This window comes from Streptomyces sp. ADI95-17 (genome assembly GCF_003846175.1).
Classification (GTDB): Bacteria; Actinomycetota; Actinomycetes; order Streptomycetales; family Streptomycetaceae; genus Streptomyces; species Streptomyces sanglieri.
In genome coordinates, this window is sequence record NZ_ML123045.1 from 832,077 (window position 1) to 852,726 (window position 20,650).

Annotated in this window: 17 protein-coding genes; 3 read left to right on the forward strand and 14 right to left on the reverse strand. The window is 72.2% G+C overall.

The features are described from left to right. Window positions 1-43: 43 nt before the first annotated feature. The 4 genes from EES42_RS11805 to lipB form a co-directional block, all read right to left on the reverse strand. Entirely contained in the window at window positions 44-751 is a 708-nt protein-coding gene (locus EES42_RS11805; protein WP_124718077.1) for a DUF4191 domain-containing protein, read from the reverse strand. 19 nt (window positions 752-770) lie between these two features. After that, complete coding sequence (locus EES42_RS11810; protein ID WP_124718078.1) at window positions 771-971, reverse strand: SCO2195 family GlnR-regulated protein; 201 nt, start codon at window positions 969-971, stop codon at window positions 771-773. Between the two features lie 340 nt (window positions 972-1,311). Beyond that, on the reverse strand, window positions 1,312-2,277 hold the full coding sequence (gene lipA, locus EES42_RS11815) for a lipoyl synthase (protein ID WP_124718079.1): 966 nt from the start codon (window positions 2,275-2,277) through the stop codon (window positions 1,312-1,314). Between the two features lie 132 nt (window positions 2,278-2,409). Then, a complete protein-coding gene (lipB, locus tag EES42_RS11820; RefSeq protein ID WP_124718080.1) occupies window positions 2,410-3,222 on the reverse strand; it encodes a lipoyl(octanoyl) transferase LipB in 813 nt (270 codons plus the stop codon). 264 nt (window positions 3,223-3,486) lie between these two features. On the opposite strand from lipB, the gene EES42_RS11825 reads away from it, so the two are divergent. Further along, window positions 3,487-5,205 carry a regulator gene (locus EES42_RS11825; RefSeq protein ID WP_124718081.1) on the forward strand — a complete coding sequence of 573 codons (1,719 nt, stop codon included), beginning with the start codon at window positions 3,487-3,489 and terminating at the stop codon, window positions 5,203-5,205. A 77-nt stretch (window positions 5,206-5,282) separates the two neighbouring features. On the opposite strand, the gene EES42_RS11830 is transcribed toward EES42_RS11825, so the two are convergent. Continuing rightward, on the reverse strand, window positions 5,283-6,584 hold the full coding sequence (locus EES42_RS11830; protein ID WP_124718082.1) for an NAD(P)/FAD-dependent oxidoreductase: 1,302 nt from the start codon (window positions 6,582-6,584) through the stop codon (window positions 5,283-5,285). Between the two features lie 240 nt (window positions 6,585-6,824). Continuing rightward, window positions 6,825-7,724 carry a TIGR01777 family oxidoreductase gene (locus EES42_RS11835; protein WP_124718083.1) on the reverse strand — a complete coding sequence of 300 codons (900 nt, stop codon included), beginning with the start codon at window positions 7,722-7,724 and terminating at the stop codon, window positions 6,825-6,827. A 180-nt stretch (window positions 7,725-7,904) separates the two neighbouring features. Here EES42_RS11835 and EES42_RS11840 point away from each other — a divergent pair, with 180 nt between their 5' ends. Next, window positions 7,905-8,429 (forward strand): GNAT family N-acetyltransferase, encoded by a 525-nt coding sequence (locus EES42_RS11840; RefSeq protein WP_124718084.1) that lies wholly within the window; start codon window positions 7,905-7,907, stop codon window positions 8,427-8,429. 9 nt (window positions 8,430-8,438) lie between these two features. Here the strand turns inward: EES42_RS11840 and EES42_RS11845 are convergent, their stop codons facing one another. Further along, window positions 8,439-9,074, reverse strand: a complete 636-nt coding sequence (locus EES42_RS11845; RefSeq protein WP_124718085.1) for a TetR family transcriptional regulator — start codon at window positions 9,072-9,074, stop codon at window positions 8,439-8,441. Between the two features lie 157 nt (window positions 9,075-9,231). Here EES42_RS11845 and EES42_RS11850 point away from each other — a divergent pair, with 157 nt between their 5' ends. Then, entirely contained in the window at window positions 9,232-10,002 is a 771-nt protein-coding gene (locus EES42_RS11850; protein WP_124718086.1) for an SDR family NAD(P)-dependent oxidoreductase, read from the forward strand. A gap of 22 nt (window positions 10,003-10,024) precedes the next feature. Here the strand turns inward: EES42_RS11850 and EES42_RS11855 are convergent, their stop codons facing one another. From EES42_RS11855 to EES42_RS11885, 7 genes are all read right to left on the reverse strand, one after another. Then, window positions 10,025-10,546 carry a DUF4240 domain-containing protein gene (locus tag EES42_RS11855; RefSeq protein WP_124718516.1) on the reverse strand — a complete coding sequence of 174 codons (522 nt, stop codon included), beginning with the start codon at window positions 10,544-10,546 and terminating at the stop codon, window positions 10,025-10,027. Between the two features lie 61 nt (window positions 10,547-10,607). Then, complete coding sequence (locus EES42_RS11860) at window positions 10,608-11,579, reverse strand: helix-turn-helix transcriptional regulator (protein ID WP_124718087.1); 972 nt, start codon at window positions 11,577-11,579, stop codon at window positions 10,608-10,610. A gap of 86 nt (window positions 11,580-11,665) precedes the next feature. Beyond that, on the reverse strand, window positions 11,666-14,335 hold the full coding sequence (aceE, locus tag EES42_RS11865; RefSeq protein WP_124718088.1) for a pyruvate dehydrogenase (acetyl-transferring), homodimeric type: 2,670 nt from the start codon (window positions 14,333-14,335) through the stop codon (window positions 11,666-11,668). A 256-nt stretch (window positions 14,336-14,591) separates the two neighbouring features. Beyond that, window positions 14,592-15,215: a GntR family transcriptional regulator gene (locus EES42_RS11870; protein ID WP_124718089.1), complete on the reverse strand. Its 624-nt coding sequence runs from the start codon at window positions 15,213-15,215 to the stop codon at window positions 14,592-14,594. A gap of 148 nt (window positions 15,216-15,363) precedes the next feature. Beyond that, window positions 15,364-17,151, reverse strand: a complete 1,788-nt coding sequence (gene sucB, locus EES42_RS11875; RefSeq protein WP_124718090.1) for a 2-oxoglutarate dehydrogenase, E2 component, dihydrolipoamide succinyltransferase — start codon at window positions 17,149-17,151, stop codon at window positions 15,364-15,366. A 61-nt stretch (window positions 17,152-17,212) separates the two neighbouring features. Beyond that, complete coding sequence (lpdA, locus tag EES42_RS11880) at window positions 17,213-18,601, reverse strand: dihydrolipoyl dehydrogenase (RefSeq protein WP_124718091.1); 1,389 nt, start codon at window positions 18,599-18,601, stop codon at window positions 17,213-17,215. Between the two features lie 328 nt (window positions 18,602-18,929). Further along, window positions 18,930-20,486, reverse strand: coding sequence for a leucyl aminopeptidase (locus EES42_RS11885; protein WP_124718092.1), 1,557 nt, complete (start codon window positions 20,484-20,486; stop codon window positions 18,930-18,932). Window positions 20,487-20,650: the final 164 nt, after the last annotated feature.

Sequence of the window (20,650 nt, forward strand, 5' to 3'; positions counted from 1 at the left end):
ACCGGATCGGTTCGCACCCCGCCTCTTCGCATGTCAGCCGGCGTCAGCGCATCTTTCCGCCGCGCGGCATCCGCATGCCCTTCGGCATGGGGCCCTTGGGCAGCGGCATGTTGCTCATCAGGTCACCCATCGCGCGCAGCCGGTCGTTGGCGGCCGTCACCTGCGGGCCGGTGAGCACTCGCGGCAGCTTCAGCATCTTGGTGCGCACCTTCTTCAGCGGCACCTGGCCCTCGTCGTTGCCGACGATGATGTCGTGCACCGGTACGTCCACCAGGATGCGCGCCATCTTCTTCTTCTCGGCCGCGAGCAGCAGCTTCACGCGGTTCGCGTTGCCCTCGCCGACCAGCACGATGCCCGCCTTGCCCACGGCGCGGTGGACGACGTCCTGGCTGCGGTTCATCGCGACCGCGGGTGTCGTCGTCCAGCCACGGCCCACACGGTCCAGCACCGCCGCCGCGGCGCCGGGCTGCCCCTCCATCTGCCCGAAGGCGGCACGCTCGGCACGCCGTCCGAAGACGATCGCCATCGCGAGGAGGGCCAGTACGAAGCCCAGGATGCCCAGGTAGACCGGGTGGTCGATCAGGAAGCCGACCCCGAGGAGGACACCGAAGGTGACAATTCCCACGCCCGCGACGACAAGACCGACCTTCGGGTCGGACCGCTTGGCCATCTTGTAGGTCAGGGCGATCTGCTTGAGCCGCCCCGCGTTCTCGGCGCTGTCCGCGCCTTCAGTTTTTGCCTTCCTCGCCATGTACGGAAGTTTACGTGGCCTAGGAACGGTGGTCGGCCGCGGCCTCCAGTACGTACTCGGCCTCCACCCGGTCCTTGGCCCGGCGACGGTCCTCCAGGACGGCGTTCCAGGCATTGCGGCGGGCGGTGCGCTGGCCGCTGCCCAGGAACAGCGACTCGACGGCGCGGAGGGCATCGGTGACGGAAGGGATGGCGGTGGCGCGTACCGGCACGGCCTGCATCGTGGAAATCTCCTCGGAGCGGATGTGCGGACTGAGTTGCGTGGACTCAGCTGCCCGGACCGAACTGCCCGGGACTGCGTTGCGCGAAGTGGGTGGCGGACGCTGGGGGCGGGGCGCGGGAGCGGCAGCGGCCCGGACGGCTGCTGCCGGCCACCGCGTCTTGTGCACCCAGCGTCACTGCTCGGTGTTACCAGCGCATGACCGGTCGGTCAAACACCAATGAAACCTTGATACGGGCGCCGCGCACGCCGACGCGGCCCATACGCGTCCCCGACCTGCGGGGAGCGTACGGGCCGCGTCGGAACAGCGGTTACCTGTCGGTAGCTTCTTGTGCTCGGATTCACACGGTGGGCGCCGCGGCGACCGCGCCGCGGCGCTCGATCGCCTGCTGGAAAAGACGGCCCGCGCGGTACGAGGAACGGACCAGCGGCCCGGACATCACACCGGAGTAGCCGATCTCGTCGGCCTCGTCCTTCAGCTCCACGAACTCCTGCGGCTTCACCCAGCGCTCGACCGGGTGGTGGCGCACGGACGGCCGCAGGTACTGCGTGATCGTGATGAGCTCGCAACCCGCGTCGTACAGGTCCTGGAGCGCCTCGCTGACCTCTTCACGGGTCTCGCCCATGCCGAGGATCAGGTTGGACTTGGTCACCAGACCGGCCTCGCGGGCCTTCGTGATGACCTCCAGGGAGCGCTCGTAACGGAACCCGGGGCGGATCCGCTTGAAGATCCGCGGCACCGTCTCGACGTTGTGCGCGAGCACCTCGGGGCGCGAGGAGAAGACCTCGGCGAGCTGCTCGGGCACCGCGTTGAAGTCGGGGATCAGCAGCTCGACCTTGGTGCGGCCGGCCTCCCGCTCCGCCGTCAGCGCGTGGATCTGGCGCACGGTCTCCGCGTACAGCCAGGCACCGCCGTCCTCCAGGTCGTCGCGGGCGACGCCGGTGATGGTGGCGTAGTTCAGGTCCATCGTGACGACGGACTCGCCGACCCTGCGGGGCTCGTCCCGGTCCAGCGCCTGCGGCTTGCCCGTGTCGATCTGGCAGAAGTCGCAGCGCCGGGTGCACTGGTCACCCCCGATGAGGAAGGTGGCCTCGCGGTCCTCCCAGCACTCGAAGATGTTGGGGCAGCCGGCCTCCTGGCACACCGTGTGCAGACCCTCGCTCTTCACGAGTTTCTGCAGCTGGTTGTACTCGGGGCCCATCTTCGCCCGGGTTTTGATCCACTCGGGCTTGCGCTCGATGGGGGTCTGGCTGTTCCGGACCTCAAGGCGCAGCATCTTGCGCCCGTCGGGTGCGACAGCGGACACTCCGGCACTCCCCTTTGCTTTCACTGCATTGGATTCTTCGGCGAACACCAGGGTACGCCCGTGGTTCAAACGGCTTTACGTCTGGCCAACCTGTGGCCGGCAGGGCCTATTCCCCGCCGGGTGATCCGTACGTCACGCCGTGGCCACGGCATCGGCCGGGCGCTCGACGGTGCGCGGGGCGAGCTCGGCGTTCTCCAGGACGTCCCGGAGGTGCCTCTCGACGACCGGGAGCACGTCCGCGATGGTGATGTCGCGGCCCAGCTCGTACGCCAGCGAGGTGACGCCCGCGTCCCGGATGCCGCACGGCACGATCCGGTCGAACCAGGTGTTGTCCGGGTTCACGTTGAAGGAGAAGCCGTGCATGGTCACGCCTTTGGCGACCCGGATCCCGATCGCCGCCAGCTTGCGGTCCTCGCGGCGCTGGCCGGCGTTGGACGGGGCGTACTCCGGGCCGTTCAGCCGGGCGTCGAACTCCTCGTCGTGCAGCCGCGGGTCGAAGTCGAGGGAGAGTCCACCGATCGCCGGGCGGTCCTCGACCGGATCGCCGAGCACCCAGACGCCGCTGCGGCCCTCGACCCGGGTGGTCTCCACGCCGAACTCGGCGGCGGTACGGATCAGCGCGTCCTCCAGCCGGCGGACGTGCGCGACGACGTCCACCGGGCGGGGCAGCTTCTGGATCGGGTAGCCGACCAGCTGGCCGGGGCCGTGCCAGGTGATCTTGCCGCCGCGGTCCACGTCGATGACGGGGGTGCCGTCCAGCGGCCGTTCGCTGTCGGTCGTGCGCCGGCCGGCCGTGTAGACCGGCGGGTGCTCCAGCAGCAGACAGGTGTCGGGGACGGTGTCCTCGAACCTGGCCGCGTGCACCTCGCGCTGCTTCTGCCAGGCCTCCTGGTAGTCGACGGCTTCCTCGCCGAATCCCAGCCGGACGAACCGAAGCTCAGCCACGACAGATGCCTCCCTACTCGCGGTGCCGGGAGCCGGGGGTGCCCGGAGCCACGTCACCATGCACTGAAATCACGCCCCGAGCCACTGTACGACCGGCCCTCGGGCGGTGGCCCGGCAGGTCTTCCCGTCAGCGCCGACCTCAATCCTCACACGATCGGATGAAAGTGAAGCGAAGGTGGCTGTGACTGCTGCGGAGGCCGCTAAATTCACGCCGTTCCATAAGGGCTGCCCGCCCGGCCCCGAAGGCAGGAGACCGTACAGCTGATGTCGGATCGACCTCCGCAGCGCACCCCCAACCGCCGACTCGCCTCGCTCATCACCGAGGCCGGTTTCTCCAACGCCGGCCTCGCCCGCAGGGTGGACCAGCTCGGCCTGGAGCACGGCCTCGACCTGCGGTACGACAAGACCTCCGTGACCCGCTGGCTGCGCGGCCAGCAGCCCCGGGGAACCACTCCCGCGCTGATCGCCGAGGTCTTCACCCGGCGGCTCGGGCGCCGCCTCTCCGCACAGGACCTGGGCCTCGACGCATGCGCCCCGGTCTACGCGGGCCTGGAGTTCGCGGCCACGCCCGCGGAGGCGGTCGACATCGTCAGCGGGCTGTGGCGGAAGGACTCGGGCAGCCATGCGGAGCTGCGCAAGATCGCCTTCACCCCGGCCGGGCTCGTCGTCCCCAGCAGGGACTGGCTGATCGGCCGGGCCGACGAGTGGGTGGGCCGGGGCAGCGAGCCCGTGACCCGGACGCACGGCGGGACCGGCGGGACAGGCGGGGACCACGGGACCGGCGGGACCGGAAGGTCCGCCGGGGCCGGTGGGGCGGTGGGGGCCGCCGAGAACGGTGGTGCCGCGCGGCCCGGTGCTCCCGGGGCAGCGCGCGGCGGCCCGTACGGGGCGCACGGCGGAGCCGGGGTGAACGGCGCGGGCGCCCGGGCCGTTGTCCGCGGGCCCGCGCCCTCCAGGCCGTCCGGACCCTCCGCACCACCGGGATCCCCCATCGCTCCGACGGCTCCGGCCCCGCCGGGAGCGGGGCTGCCGGGCGCCCCCGGCGTCCCGCGGCAACGGCAGTCCGAACGCGCCCCCGGCCAGCGGGTCAGCGGCGGCGACGTCGCGGCCCTGCGCTCGGTCGGCGAGCTCTTCCGCACCCTCGACAACGCCTACGGCGGCGGCCACGCCCGCCAGGCGCTCGTCCGGTACCTGGAGCACGAGACGGAACCCATGCTCCGCGGCACCTACGGGGAGGCCACCGGACGCCGGCTCTTCTCCGCCGCCGCCGACCTGACCCGGCTGGCGGGCTGGACCTCGTACGACATCGCGGCCCACGGCCTGGCCCAGCGCTACTTCGTCCAGGCGCTGCGGCTGGCCCAGGCCGCCGGGGACCGCGCGTACGGCAGCTACGTCCTGATCACGATGAGCCGGCAGGCGGTCTACCTCGGCCACGGCAGGGAGGCCGTACAGCTGGCCCGGGTGGCCCAGCAGGGCATCGGCTCCTCCGCGCCGCCCGTCGTCCAGGCCCTGCTGCACGCCGTCGAGGCGCGCGGCCACGGCGTGCTCGGCGAGGCCAGGCCCTGCACCACCTCGCTGGCGCGGGCGGAACACGCGCTGGAGATCGCCCGCCCGGGTGACGAGGTGCCGCACTGGGCGCGTTACTTCGACGAGGCCCAGCTCGCCGACGAGTTCGGACACTGCCACCGGGACCTCCAGCAGTACCGGGCCGCGGCGCAGCACGCGGAGCGCTCCCTCCAGCTGCGCTCCCCGGCGTACGCCCGCAGCCGGCTGTTCTGCCGGGTGGTGCTGGCCTCCGCCCGGCTCGGGCTCGGCGAGCTCGACCAGGCGTGCGCGCTCGGCGTCGAGGCCGCCCAGCAGGCCGCGGAGATGCGGTCGGTGCGGGCGGCGGAGTACGTACGGGACTTCGAGCGGCGCCTGGAGCCGTACCGGGACGCCGCCGCGGTGCGCGGCTACCGCGAGCGGGTCGCCACGCTGGGCTGAGCCCGGGGCGGCCACCGGCGCGCCCCGGACATCGCGCACCAGCCCCCCCGGAGCCACGACCGCGCCCCGGACGGCTCTTATGCCGCCTCGGGCAGCGTCGTTCCGGTCCCCGGCCGTACCCCCAGGTCGGTGAGGATCGCCTCGGCCGCGCGGCGGCCCGAGAACAGGGCGCCCTGGACCGTGCTCGTGTCGCGGTGGTCACCGCACACGTACAGGCCGGCCAGCAGCCGCACCGGACGGCGCGGATCGTGCGGGGCCGGCATCGCGGGGACCGCCTCCGGGTCGTGGTGGGCGGCCAGCAGCTCCCAGTCGTCCGTGGACGTGCCGTACATGGCGGCCAGCTGGGCGCGGACCGTGCCGTCCAGGTCGGGCGGCGGGGTGCCGAGCACCGTGGAGCTGATCAGCGTACGGCCCCGGGGAGCGCGCGAGGGGTCGACCGCGCTCATCACCGCGGTGTGCGCGACCGGGCCCGAACGGTCGGCGTCCAGCAGCAGGGCGGCGCCGGTCGGCGGGGCGGCGGGGGCGGTGTGGTGAACGACCGTCACGGGATGGAAGGGCGGCACGCGCAGACCGGGCAGCAGTTCGGCGGCGGCGCCCGCACCGGTCGCCAACAGCAGGGAACGGCAGCCCAGTTCGCCGTGCTCCTTGGTGCGGACCGAAGTGATGTCGGCGGCCGTGACATGCACCCCGGTGCGTACGGTGCCGGGCGGCAGCGTCGCCGCGAGGAGTTCGGGCAGCGTCGCCGCGCCGCCCTCGGGCACGCACAGCCTGCCGCGGGCGTAGCCCCGCAGCGCCAGATCGGCGCACCGGCTGGAGGTGCTGAGCCCGGGGTCGCTGAGCAGCGCGGTGAGCAGCGGGCGCAGGAAGCCGTTGACCGTACGGGAGGGCAGGCCGCGGTGGGACAGGCCGGCGAGCGCGGTCTGTTCGGGCCGCGCCAGGATGCGGGCGGACGGGGTGGCGGCGAGCCGGGACAGGGTGGCGCCCAGCCGGGCCTGGTCGATGGGCCCGCCCATCGGTGGACGGGGGGCGCTTGCCAGGGCGCGCGCTGCCTTGAGCGCGCCCCGCGCGCCCCGCACATCGCCGGTCCGGTACTGACGGCCCTCGCTGTGCACGAGGACCCCCGGGGCGAAGTTGCGCAGTACCAGCCCTTCGAGGCCCGGCGTCGTGTGCAGGGCCGGGTAGGAGGTGCTGAGCAGTGGGCCGAGGTGGTCGAGCCGGAAGCCGTCCAGCTCGGTGGTGGTCATCCGGCCGCCGACCCGGGGGCCGGCCTCCAGGACGCTGACGCTTACCCCTGCACTGATCAGTCGGTGGGCGGCTGACAGGCCGGCGATCCCGGCCCCGATGATGACGACGTCCGCGTGGTGTGCCTTGCTGAGCACGTGCCCCTCCCCGAGTCGGCGCAACTGGTGGGAGGCTCTTGCCCCCAACAGACCCCCGGAATGCCCGAGTTCGCAAGGAGGGTAGGAAGGCGGCCGGCAAAGGCGCAGTCGCGCGCACCAGGGGCACCGTTGCACGGGGTCGCATGTCCGTCCGAATGCGCGCAGGGCGCGTCGGCGGGTGGTGTCCGGGGCCGGGACCGGCGGGTGCCGGTGCCTTCGCGGAGCGCGTCGGCGGCGCGCTCAGCGCAGGGCCGCGCGGATCGCCGCGTCGATCCCCGGGAAGGCGAACACGAAGCCCGAGTTCAGTAGTTGGCCCGGCAACACCCGCTGGCTGGCCAGTACGTCCTGCGCGAAGTCACCGAGGGCGAGCCGCAACGCCGGGGCCGGGGCGGTGAGGAGCGTGGGGCGGTGCAGCACCCGCCCCATCGCCGCCGTCACCTCGCTGTTGGTGACCGGGTCGGGACCGGTCAGATTCACCGGGCCCGACAGGGACTCCGTGTCCAGGATGTGGCGCAGCGCGGCGACCTCGTCGTGCAGCGCGATGAAGCTCCAGTACTGCCGCCCGTTGCCCAGCCGGCCGCCGAGCCCCGCCCGGAACAACGGGAAGAGCCGGCCCCAGGCCCCGCCCTCGCGGCCGACGACCAGACCGGTGCGCGCGTGCACCGTCCGTACGCCCGCCTCCTGGGCGGCTGCCGTGGCCGCCTCCCACTCCACGCAGACGGACGGCAGGAAACCCTCGCCGGCCGGGGCGCTCTCGTCGACGGCGCGGTCCCCGGTGTCGCCGTAGTAGCCGATCGCGGACCCGGACAGCAGCACCTTCGGCGGTACGTCCAGCGAGGCGACGGCCTCGGCGATCGCCGCGGTCCCGAGCACCCGGCTGTCCCGGATCTCCCGCTTGTACGCGGCGGTCCAGCGGTGGTCGCCGACCCCGGCACCGGCGAGATGGACGACGGCGTCGCAGCCCACCAGACCCGCCACGTCGACGTACCCCCGCCCCGGGTCCCACTCCACCTCGTCGCCGGACCGGGCAGGGCGCCGTACCAGGCGCACCACCTCGTGCCCGTCGGCGCGCAGCGAGCGCACCAGCGCCGCTCCGATGAGTCCGGATGCTCCGGTGACAGCGATACGGGAGTGCGGCATGGGTCCATCCTGCCCCAGCGGCCCCGCCGAGCCCGTCTGCCGGGCCCGGCGGGTGCTCGTGTCATCGGGGAGTGCGAGGGCTCCTGTCATCGGGGAGTGCGGGGGCTCCTGTCATCGGGGGAGCAACGGGTGGCGAAACCGGGCTGACCGGGCGAGGGGCGCCATGGCACAGTGGCGCGCATGTCCGAGACGCGCACCCGCCCGATCCACGTCCGTCCCGCCGTCCTCGCCGACGAGGCCGCGCTCGGTGAACTCGACCGCGCCACCTGGTCGACGCTGCACGCCGTGACGCCCAGGCCGCAGCCGCCGTACAACCCGTTCTTCGACGAACGCCACCGGCCCGAGGACTTCCTGGTGGCCGAGGCGGGGGAGGACGGGGGTGAGCCGCGCCCGGCCGGGTACCTCAGGCTGGTCCCGCCGACCCCGTTGGCCTGCAACACCCATGTCCGGCAGATACAGGGCCTCGCCGTGGCCGACTGGGCGCGTGGCCGCGGTGTCGCCAGGACCCTGCTGCGGGCCGCCTTCGAGGCGGCGCGCGGCGACGGGGCGAACCGGATGACGCTGCGGGTCCTCGGCCACAATGCGCCCGCGCGCGCCCTGTACGAGTCGGAGGGGTTCGTCGTCGAGGGAGTGCTTCCCGGTGAGTTCTTCCTGCACGGGCGTTACGTCGACGACGTGATGATGGGCCGCTCGCTCACCCCGTGACACTTCGGCCTACGGCTTGAACAGCCGCATGCCGCCCATGAGTTCGTGCAGGCAGCGCACCGCCAGTTCGGCGGGTGAGCCGGGCCCGGTCGTCGGCGCGTCCGTCTGCGCCCAGGACTCCAGCGCGACCCGGACCGCGTCCGTGGCGGCGGCCGCGGCGAGCCGGACCTCCAGCGGGTCCGCCCCGTCGCCCGCCAGCCGGGCCAGCACCGGCAGCAGCCGCTCCTCCGAATCCTGATTGACCCGGTACCAGACGGCGCGCAGCGCCGGGTCCTGCGCCGCCGCCCGCAGCAGCCCGCGCGTCCAGCCGAGCTGCTCCGCGGCGTCCGCGCCCGGTACCCGGAGCGCCTCGGTGACCGCCCGCTCCAGGATCCCGGCGAGCGGCTCCCCGGGCTCGGCCGCCTCCAGCAGGGCCCGCCAGCGCTCGCCGCCGCCGGAGAGCAGCGGGCCCACCGCGTCCTGCTTGGAGCGGAAGTAGCGGTAGAAGGTGCGCAGCGCCACGCCCGCCCGGCCGGCGATGTCCTCCGCCGTGGTGCCGTCGGGCCCGTGCTCGGCGAAGAGCGCGGCCGCGGCGCGCGCGATCTCCAGCTGGGTCGCGGCCTTCCGGCGCTCGGTGAGGGACGGCTGACTCGGCTCGGTGCTCATTCCCAGGAGATTACCCCGGCAGGGCAGAAGTGTGCGTGAAATGCCATCGTGGCAAAACGTGCCACATAGGCGTACGGTGGACATAGATCGGGACGTCATCGGGGCGCCGCCGAGCCGCTTCGTGACAGCAGTCACCGGGATCGGAAGAGAGACAGACATGAACCGCTACGAAGGCCGCCGCGTACTCATCACCGGAGGTGGCTCCGGCATCGGACAGGCCACCGTCCACCGCGTCCTCGCCGAGGGCGGCCTCGTCGTCGCGGCCGACGTCAACGAGGCCGGGCTGAAGGCCACGTACGAGACGGCCGTGGCGAACGGTGGGGCGGAGCGCCTCACCACCCTCGTCCTGGACATCTCGGACGAGGCCGCTGTCCGGGCCGGCGTCGCCTCCGCCGTGGAGACCCTCGGCGGGCTCGACGTACTGGTCAACGCGGCCGGGATCCTGCGCTCCGAGCACACCCACAGGACGACGCTGGAGTTCTTCAACAAGATCCTCGCGGTCAACCTCACGGGTACGTTCCTGATGATCCGCGAGGCGCTCCCGGCCCTGCTGGCGGGCGACGAGCCGGCCGTCGTGAACTTCTCCTCCACCTCGGCGAGCTTCGCGCACCCCTACATGTCGGCGTACGCGGCGAGCAAGGGCGGCATCCAGTCGATGACGCACGCGCTGGCCAGCGAGTACAGCAAGCAGGGGCTGCGGTTCGTCGCCGTCGCGCCCGGCTCGATCTCCTCCGACATGACCAGCGGCAACGGCCCGGGCCTGCCCGCCGACGCCGACATGTCGCTCTTCGCGAAGCTGTCCCCGGCGCTCGGCGCGGGCTTCGCCAGCCCGGACACCGTCGCGGGCGTCGTCGCGATGCTCGGCTCCCGGGACGGGGCCTTCATCACCGGTACGGAGATCCGGATCGACGGCGGCACCCACTTCTGAGGCGGGGGCGCGCCCGCGCCCCTCAGCCGGGCCCGAACCGCTCCCAGAGCGAGGGGAAGCGCTCCGCCAGGACCGCGTCGTCCTCGAAGCTCACGGGGGTCCCCTCGGGCTCGGCGGCCTGGGGCGGCAGGCCGAGGTCCGGGGCGACCACGCCGGTGAGCTGCTCGTACGCCTCGTCGGCCGCATAGCCGAGATCCTCGCCGTCCCCGTCGATCTCCTCGTCGAAGTCGTCGAGCAGACCGGCCAGGCCGTCCGGGTCGTGCAGAGCCCCCTCGAAGACCTCCCGGCCCTGGCCGATCAGCCAGCAGCGGAAGAAGTCGAAGGCGTCGTCGCTCGCACCGCCGAGCAGCACGGCGGCGGCGCCCCACAGGTCCCAGCGGTAGGCGCGGTTGAAACGGGCCTCGAAGTGCCGGGCGAAGTCCAGCACCGCATCGGGATCGAGCCGCACCAGCCGTTCGACCAGCAGGTCGGCCTGGTCCTCGGGGTCGCCCTCGGCGGCCGCGCGGGTGCTGTCGATGATCTCCCAGAACTCCGTCTCGTCCATCACGGGTCAAGCATCGGCCCTGACGGCGGGCCACGCACGCGGACGCGGGAAGAACCGGCCCTCAGCGATAGAGCTCGCGCAGGCGTTCGGCGGCCGCGGCGAAACGCTCCCGCAGCGCGGCCGGCTCCAGCACCTCCGACTCCGGCCCCAGCCCCAGCAGTTGGCTGTAGGCGACCTCCAACGACTCGACCCGCAGGGCGAGCGTGAGCCACCCCTCGGCATCGGGCGGGCCGGCCGCCTCCAGGGCATCCCGGACCGCCGAACGGTCCATGGTGTACGGCAGTCGGCGTACACCCTCCGGCGACACCCGCACCGTCACCCCGTCCCGCAGGATCGACCGGGCGAACTGGGCGGCCCGCTCGTCCCAGAAACCCGGCAGATCGAATCCCTCGTCGCGCTCGAACCGTTCCCCGGACACCGTCACCGACGAGAACCGGTCGATCCGGTACACCCGGAAGTCGTCCCCCACCCGGGCACAGACGTACCAGACCCCGGCCTTCAGGACGAGCCCGTACGGTGCCAGCTCCCGCTCCACCTCGTCGCCCGCGCTGCCGCGGCGGTAGCGGGCACGGACGATCCGGTCGCCCCAGACGGCTTCGGCGACGGCCGGCAGCAGCTCGGGGGTGACCGGTTCCTGGTACCAGCCGGGGGCGTCCAGGTGGAAGCGCCGGGCGGCACTGTCGGAGGCGTCCCGCAGCGAGGGCAGCAGGGCCGCCGACACCTTGAGCCGGGCGGCGGACCCGGCGTCCTCCAGGCCCATCTCGCGCAGCGCGGACGGCAGTCCGGAGAGGAAGAGCGCCTCGGCCTCGGTCCGGGCCAGGCCGGTCAGGTGGGTGCGGTAGCCGCCGACGAGCCGGTAGCCCCCGGCCCGGCCCCGGTCCGCGTACACCGGGACACCCGCCTCGGAGAGCGCCTGCGCGTCCCGGGTCACGGTCCGTTCGGACACCTCCAGCTCACGGGCGAGCTCGGCGGCGGTCATGGCGGGGCGGGACTGCAGGAGCAGCACCATTCTGATCAGACGGGCAGCGCGCATCCGGCCATTGTGGCCGCAGAACACGCAAGGCGGCCGGGCACGTGCCCGGCCGCCGTCACATCACAGCCCGTACCGCTCCCGGGCCGTCACAGCCCGTACCGCTCCCGGGCCTCCTTGACCGCGGACGCGGTCACCTCGCCGCGACGGGCCAGCTGGGCCAGCGCCGCGACCACGATCGACCGCGCGTCGACACCGAAGTGGCGGCGGGCGGCGTCGCGGGTGTCGGAGAGACCGAAGCCGTCCGTGCCGAGCGAGGTCCAGTCCTGCTCCACCCACTGGCTGATCTGGTCCGGGACCTGACGCATCCAGTCGCTGACCGCGACGACCGGGCCCGGTGCGCCCTCCAGCGCCTGGGTCACGTACGGCACCCGCTGCTCACCGCGGAGCAGCGCCTCGTCGCACTCCAGCGCCTCGCGGCGCAGCTCGCCCCAGGAGGTGGCGGACCAGACGTCGGCCGTGACACCCCAGTCCGCGGCCAGCAGCTCCTGCGCCTCAAGCGCCCAGTGGATCGCCGTGCCGGAGGCCAGCAGCTGGGCCCGCGGGGCGTCCGCCGAGGCGGGCGTGCCCTCCTTGAAGCGGTACAGGCCCTTGACGATGCCCTCCTCGACGCCTTCCGGCATCGCGGGCTGCGGCTTCGGCTCGTTGTAGACCGTCAGGTAGTAGAAGACGTTCTCGGCCTCGGGGCCGTACATCCGCCGCAGACCGTCCTTGACGATCACCGCGATCTCGTACGCGAACGCCGGGTCGTAGTTGAGCGACGCCGGGTTGGTGGCGGCGATCAGCTGCGAGTGGCCGTCCGCGTGCTGGAGACCCTCACCGGTCAGCGTCGTACGGCCCGCCGTGGCGCCGACGATGAAGCCCTTGCCGAGCTGGTCGGCGAGCTGCCACATCTGGTCGCCGGTCCGCTGCCAGCCGAACATCGAGTAGAAGATGTAGAAGGGGATCATCGTCTCGCCGTGCGTCGCGTACGACGTCGACGCGGCGATGAAGTCCGCCATGGCCCCGGCCTCGGTGATCCCCTCGTTGAGGATCTGGCCGTCCTTGGCCTCCTTGTAGTACATCAGCTGGTCGCGGTCGACCGGCTCGTACGTCTGGCCCAGCGGCGAGTAGATGCCGGCCGACGGGAACAGCGACTCCATACCGAAGGTACGGGCCTCGTCCGGGACGATCGGAACCCAGCGCCGGCCGGTCTCCTTGTCCCGCATCAGGTCCTTGACCAGGCGCACGAAGGCCATGGTCGTGGCCATCTCCTGCTTGCCGGAGCCCTTCTTCAGCGCGGCGAACGCCCGCTCCTCGGGCTGCGGCAGCGCCGCGGCGTGCACCCGGCGGGCCGGGGCGGGACCGCCGAGGGCGGCCCGGCGCTCCTGGAGGTAGCGGACCTCGGGGGAGTCGGCGCCCGGGTGGCCGTAGGGCACCAGGCCGTCGGCGAAGGCGCTGTCCGGGATCGGCAGTCCGAGCAGCTCGCGCATGTCCTTGAACTCGTCCACCGAGAGCTTCTTCATCTGGTGGTTGGCGTTCTTGGACTCGAAGCCCTTGCCGAGCGTGAAGCCCTTCACCGTCTGGGCGAGGATCACGGTCGGCGCGCCCTTGTGCGCCAGGGCCGCCCGGTAGGCCGCGTACACCTTGCGGGCCTCGTGGCCGCCGCGCGAGGTGTAGAAGCACTCGGCGATCTTCGCGTCCGTGAGGAGCTTCGCCAGCTCGGCGAGCGCGGGCTCGGCGCCGAAGAAGTGCTCGCGGATGTAGGCGACGTCGCGGGTGGCGTACGTCTGGAACTGCGCGTCCGGGACCTCCCGGAGCCGGCGGACCAGCGCACCGGTGGTGTCCAGCCGGAACAGCTCGTCCCAGGCGTTGCCCCAGAGCGTCTTGACGACGTTCCAGCCGGCGCCGCGGAACGCGCCCTCCAGCTCCTGGACCACGCGGAAGTTGGCGCGGACCGGGCCGTCGAGGCGCTGCAGGTTGCAGTTGATGACGAAGGTCAGGTTGTCGAGACCCTCACGGGCCGCCAGCGCGAGGGCGGCGGTCGACTCGGGCTCGTCCATCTCGCCGTCGCCCAGGAAGGCCCAGACGTGCGAGTTCGACGTGTCCTTGATGCTGCGGTTGGCCAGGTAGCGGTTGAAGCGCGCCTGGTAGATCGCCGAGAGCGGGCCGAGGCCCATCGACACGGTGGGGAACTCCCACAGCCAGGGCAGCCGCCGCGGGTGCGGGTAGGAGGGCAGTCCGTCGCCGCCCGCCTCCTGGCGGAAGTTGTCGAGCTGCTGCTCGCTCAGCCGGCCGTCGAGGAAGGCGCGGGCGTAGATGCCGGGGGAGGCGTGGCCCTGGATGTAGAGCTGGTCGCCGGAGCCGTCCCCCTCCTTGCCGCGGAAGAAGTGGTTGAAGCCGGTCTCGTACAGCCACGCCGCCGAGGCGAAGGTGGCGATGTGGCCGCCGACGCCGTAGCGCGCGCCGCGGGTGACCATCGCTGCCGCGTTCCAGCGGTTCCAGGCGGTGATCCTGGACTCCATCTCCAGATCGCCGTCGAACTCGGGCTCGGCGGCGGTCGGGATGGAGTTGACGTAATCGGTCTCCAGCAGCTTGGGCAGCGCGAGACCGGCGCCCTCGGCGTGTTCGAGCGAGCGACGCATCAGGTACGCGGCCCGGTGCGGGCCCGCGGCCTTGGTGACGGCATCCAGGGAGGCCGCCCATTCGGCGGTCTCCTCGGGGTCACGGTCCGGGAGCTGGTCGAGCTCGCTCGGAAGCTTTCCTACGGGGTCGGTCATGATCGCCGCCTTCCGGAGTGGAGGGGGGTGGAGAAGGCCCTGACTGGCAGGACAGGGCGATGGGGCCGGTGGGCCCGCGGAATGAACTGTAAGTCGCCGATCGATGATCGATCAAAGGGTGAAGGGCAAAACTTCTCGATATGAAGAAAGTGGCATGGGGTGCCTCGGAATGGGGCACGGAGTGACGGGACTTAACGTGCAAATGGGGCGCTCGCCTGCACGGGAGAGCACCCCTTGTGACAGATGTGTACGGCGCTCAGGCGCGTGGCGCGCAGCCGAGCACATGGGCCTTGGCCAGGACCCCGATGTCCGGGTCCTTGCGCAGGAACGCCTCGATGAGCGCCTCGTGCTCCTCCGCGTACGACTTCTGCACCGTGCCCAGCCACCGGATCGACAGGGCGGTGAAGACCTCGATGCCCAGCCCCTCCCAGGTGTGCAGCAGCACCGCGTTCCCGGCGGCCCGCACCATCTCGCGGTGGAAGCCCACGGTGTGCCGCACCTGCGCCTCGCCGTCGGCCAGCCGGTCCGCCTCGTAGAGCGCCGTCACGTACGGCGTGAGGCGCGAGCAGTCCTCGCCGAGGGCCGGCGCCGCCAGCTCAGCCGCGATCTGCTCCAGACCGGCCCGTACCGGATAGCTCTCCTCCAGGTCGGCGGCGGTGAGATTGCGGACCCGTACGCCCTTGTTGGGCGCCGACTCGATCAGCCGCAGCGTCTCCAGCTCCCGCAGGGCCTCGCGCACGGGCGTCTGGCTGACCTCCAGCTCGGTGGCGATCCGGCGCTCCACGATCCGCTCACCGGGCTTCCAGCGCCCGCTGACGATCCCGTCCACGATGTGCTCGCGGATCTGTTCGCGCAGCGAGTGGACGACGGGCGGGGTCATGAGGGGCTCCTTCGGGGCAAACCGGTGCTTGTCCGCACCATCACGATTGCCGGGGCGACCGGTGGTGTCTAGACAATACGGCGGCGCCCCCGTCCGGAAGTGTTCCGGACGGGGGCGCCGCTGGTGAGGCTGGTTACAGCCGACGGGTTCAGAGGCCGAGCTCGACCTCGAACTCACCGGCCTCCAGGATCGCCTTGACCGAGGTCAGGTAACGGGCGGCGTCCGCGCCGTCCACCAGACGGTGGTCGTAGGAGAGCGACAGGTACGTCATGTCGCGGACACCGATGACGGTGCCCTCCTCGGTCTCGATGACCGCCGGACGCTTGACCGTGGCACCGATGCCCAGGATGGCTGCCTGGTTCGGCGGCACGATGACGGTGTCGAACAGCGCACCGCGCGAGCCGGTGTTGCTGATGGTGAAGGTGGCACCGGACATGTCGTCCGGCGTCAGGCCGCCACCGCGGGCCTTGCCGGCCAGCTCGGCGGTCTTCTTCGAGATGCCGGCGATGTTCAGGTCGCCCGCACCCTTGATGACCGGGGTCATCAGACCCTTCTCGGCGTCCACGGCGATGCCGATGTTCTCCGAGTCGAAGTACGTGATGGTGCCCTCGTCCTCGTTGATCCGGGCGTTGACGACCGGGTGGGCCTTCAGCGCCTGGGCCGCCGCCTTCACGTAGAACGGCATCGGGGACAGCTTGACGCCCTCGCGGGCGGCGAACGCGTCCTTCGCCTTGTTGCGCAGCTTCATCAGCTTGGTGACGTCGACCTCGACGACCGAGGTCAGCTGGGCCTGCGAGTGCAGCGCCTTCATCATGTTCTCGCCGATGACCTTGCGCATGCGGGTCATCTTGACCGTCTGGCCGCGCAGCGGGGACGCCTCCAGCTTCGGCGCCTTCGAGGCGGCCGGAGCAACGGCGGCGGCCGGAGCCGGGGCAGCGGCGGCGGCCCTGGCGGCCTCCGCGGCGGCGACGACGTCCTGCTTGCGGATGCGGCCACCGACGCCGGTGCCCTTGACCGCGCCCAGGTCGACACCGTTCTCGGCGGCGAGCTTGCGGACCAGCGGCGTGACGTACGCGCCGTCGTCACCGGAGGGCGCGGCCGGGGCGGCCGGGGTGACCGGAGCCGGAGCGGCGACCGGAGCAGCGGCCACGGGCGCCGGAGCGGCGGCCGGGGCGGCGGGCACCACCGGGGCCGGGGCCGGAGCGGGGGCGGCCGGAGCGACCGGGGCGGGGGCCGGAGCGGGGGCGGCCGGAGCCGGGGCCGGAGCGGCCACGGGAGCCGGCGCGGCCGGAGCCGGAGCGGCGGCCGGGGCAGCACCCGCGGCACCGATGACGGCGAGCTTGGCGCCGACCTCGGCGGTCTCGTCCTCGGCGACGACGATCTCCAGCAGCACACCGGAAACCGGGGCCGGGATCTCGGTGTCGACCTTGTCCGTGGAGACCTCCAGGAGGGGCTCGTCCTCCGTGACCTCCTCGCCGACCTCCTTCAGCCAGCGGGTGACGGTGCCCTCGGTGACGCTCTCGCCGAGCGCCGGGAGGGTGACGTCGGTACCGGCGGCGCCACCGGCCGGTGCGGCGGCGGGGGCCGGGGCCTCGGCGGCGGGCGCCGGAGCCGCGGCGGGGGCCTCGGCGACCGGGGCCGGGGCCGGGGCGGCCGCGGGCTCGGCGGCCGGAGCCGCGGCGGCCGCGGGCGCACCCGTGCCGTCGTCGATGATGGCCAGCTCGGCGCCGACCTCGACGGTCTCGTCCTCGGCGACCTTGATGGCGGCCAGGATGCCGGCCGCGGGGGCCGGGATCTCGGTGTCGACCTTGTCGGTCGAAACCTCGAGCAACGGCTCGTCGGCCTCGACGCGCTCGCCCTCGGCCTTCAGCCAGCGGGTGACAGTGCCCTCGGTGACGCTCTCGCCGAGCGCCGGAAGGGTTACGGAAACCGACATGGTTTCAGTTGCTCCTTACGAAAGTGCGGAAGTGGTCGGTCGTCGCGCCCGGTCGACTGGATCAGTCGTGGGAGTGCAGAGGCTTGCCGGCCAGGGCCAGGTGGGCCTCGCCCATCGCCTCGTTCTGGGTCGGGTGGGCGTGGATGAGCTGCGCGACCTCGGCGGGCAGCGCCTCCCAGTTGTAGATCAGCTGGGCTTCGCCGACCTGCTCGCCCATACGGTCACCGACCATGTGGACGCCGACCACGGCACCGTCCTTGACCTGGACGAGCTTGATCTCGCCCGCGGTCTTGAGGATCTTGCTCTTGCCGTTGCCCGCGAGGTTGTACTTCAGAGCGACGACCTTGTCCGCGCCGTAGAGCTCCTTGGCCTTGGCCTCGGTGATGCCCACGGAGGCGACCTCGGGGTGGCAGTACGTCACCCGCGGGACACCGTCGTAGTCGATCGGAACGGTCTTCAGACCAGCCAGCCGCTCCGCCACCAGGATGCCCTCGGCGAAGCCGACGTGCGCGAGCTGGAGCGTCGGGACCAGGTCACCCACGGCCGAGACGGTCTCCACGTTGGTCTGCATGTACTCGTCGACCAGGACGTAACCGCGGTCCATCGCGACGCCGGCCTCCTCGTAGCCCAGGCCCTGCGAGACCGGGCCGCGGCCGATGGCGACCAGCAGCACCTCGGCCTCGAAGGTCTTGCCGTCGGCGAGGGTCACACGGACGCCGTCCTGCGTGTACTCGGCGCCCTGGAAGAACGTACCGAGGTTGAACTTGATGCCGCGCTTGCGGAAGGCGCGCTCAAGAAGCTTCGAGCTGTTCTCGTCCTCGACCGGGACGAGGTGCTTCAGGCCCTCGATGATCGTCACGTCGGTACCGAAGGACGTCCACGCCGAGGCGAACTCGACGCCGATGACGCCGCCGCCCAGCACGATCGCGGACTTCGGGACGCGGTCCAGCTTGAGCGCGTGGTCCGACGAGATGATGCGGTTGCCGTCGATCTCCAGGCCCGGCAGCGACTTCGGCACGGAGCCGGTCGCGAGCAGCACGTGGCGGCCCTGGACGCGCTGGCCGTTCACATCCACCGAGGTGGGGGAGGAGAGCCGTCCCTCACCCTCGATGTAGGTGACCTTGCGCGAGGCGATGAGACCCTGCAGACCCTTGTACAGGCCCGAGATCACGTCGTCCTTGTACTTGTGGACGGCGTCGATGTCGATGCCCTCGAAGGTGGCCTTCACACCGAACTGCTCGGACTCGCGCGCCTGGTCGGCGATCTCACCGGCGTGCAGCAGGGCCTTCGTGGGGATACAACCGTTGTGCAGGCAGGTGCCGCCGACCTTGCCCTTCTCGATCAGAGCGACGTCCAGGCCCAGCTGCGCTCCGCGCAGGGCCGCGGCGTAACCGCCGCTACCACCGCCGAGGATCACTAGGTCGAAAACGGTGCTGGCGTCGTTCGCCACGTCACGTCCTCCATGCATGTGCGCCGTACGCCGGGCCCCGTCGCTGGGGGATGACCGGCCGGTCGGCTGGTGTTCGGCCGCTTTTGTTATTCGGCCCTGTGGTGGGGGCCCTGTCCTGCCGAGAACCCATCTTCGCACTTGTTGACGGTGGGCGGGACGCGGGGCCCGGGTCTGAGACGGATGATCATCCGTCTCAGGGGGTTACCGCTGCGTAGACCCCTACTGATTTCGTCGAGAGCGAAACCCGCCGGATCCGTGCGGCGATGCCATCGGCGTAACACGTACGGCCCCGGGCCTATGCCCGGGGCCGTACGTCACGGTCGAGACCTCAGCCGAGGTCTCCGGCGGCGGTGCGCTCGGCCAGCTTGACCAGCGTGCGGACCGCGGAGCCGGTGCCGCCCTTGGGCGTGTAGCCGTACGGCGCGCCCTCGTGGAAGGCCGGACCGGCGATGTCCAGGTGCGCCCAGGCGATGCCCTCGCCCACGAACTCCTGGAGGAACAGACCGGCCACCAGGCCGCCGCCCATCCGCTCGCCCATGTTGGCGATGTCGGCGGTCGGGGAGTCCATGCCCTTGCGCAGGTCGGCGGGGAGCGGCATCGGCCAGGAGGCCTCGCCGACCTCCTCGGCGATCTCGTGGACGGAGGTACGGAAGGCGTCGTCGTTCGCCATGATGCCGAAGGTGCGGTTGCCCAGCGCCAGCACCATCGCGCCGGTCAGGGTCGCCACGTCGACGATCGCGTCCGGGTTCTCCTCGGAGGCGCGGGTCAGGGCGTCGGCGAGGACGAGCCGGCCCTCGGCGTCCGTGTTGAGGACCTCGACGGTCTTGCCGCTGTACATGCGCAGCACGTCACCGGGGCGGGTGGCGTTGCCCGACGGCATGTTCTCGGCGAGCGCCAGCCAGCCGGTCACGTTGACCTGGAGGCCGAGGCGGGAGGCCGCGACGACGGCGGCGAACACGGCGGCGGCGCCGCTCATGTCGCACTTCATCGTCTCGTTGTGGCCGGCCGGCTTCAGCGAGATGCCGCCCGAGTCGTAGGTGATGCCCTTGCCGACCAGGGCCAGGGTCTTCTCCGCCTTCGGGTGCGTGTAGGCGAGCTTCACCAGACGCGGGCCGTGGGTCGAGCCCTGGCCGACGCCGAGCAGACCGCCGAAGCCGCCCTTGACGAGCGCCTTCTCGTCGAGGACCTGCACCTTGATGCCGTGCTCCTTGCCCGCGGCGGTGGCCACGGCGGCGAAGGACTCGGGGTACAGGTCGTTCGGCGGGGTGTTGATCAGGTCGCGGGCGCGGTTGATCTCCTCGGCCACCGCGGCGGCGCGCTCGGCGGCCGCCTTGAACGCCTTGTCGCGCGGCTTGGCGCCGAGCAGGGCGACCTCGCCGAGCGGCAGCTTCGCGCCGTTGCCGTTCTTCTTGCCCTTGGGGGCGAGCTTGTCCTCGCCGCCCTGGTACGCGGTGAAGGCGTACGCGCCCAGGAGCGCGCCCTCGGCGATCGCCTCGGCGTCCTCGGCGGAGGCGACGGGCAGCGCGAAGCCGGCCTTCTTCGAGCCGGACAGGGCACGGGCGGCCGAACCGGCGGCCCGGCGCAGCGCCTCGGTGTCGTACGCCTCGTCCTTCTGCGGGACCGGGCCGAGCCCGACCGCGATGACGACCGGGACCTTGAGGCCGTCGGGCGCGGGGAGCTTGGTCACCTCGCCCTCGGCACCTGCGGCGCCCAGGGCCTGCAGGACGGTGGCGAGCTTTCCGTCGAACGCCTTGTCCACGGCCTCGGAGCCCGGTGCGAGGACCAGACTCCCAGCCTTGGACCCAGAGCCCTTGGCGACGCCGACGACGAGTGCGTCGGCGCGCAGCGTCGCCGCACCGGCAGTGCTGAGAGTGAGAGCAGTCACGGTGGTGAAATCTCGCTTCCGTTGAGTTCGATGTCGGTCTGTGCTGGCCGAGGGGGTGGCCGACCGTGCCCGGCGCATCGTAGACGCCGCCGCAATGTGCCGGGAATGAGCCTACGCGCGCCCTTGGTGCGGGAACACGGCGGCGGGCCGTCGGTGGCTCGTTG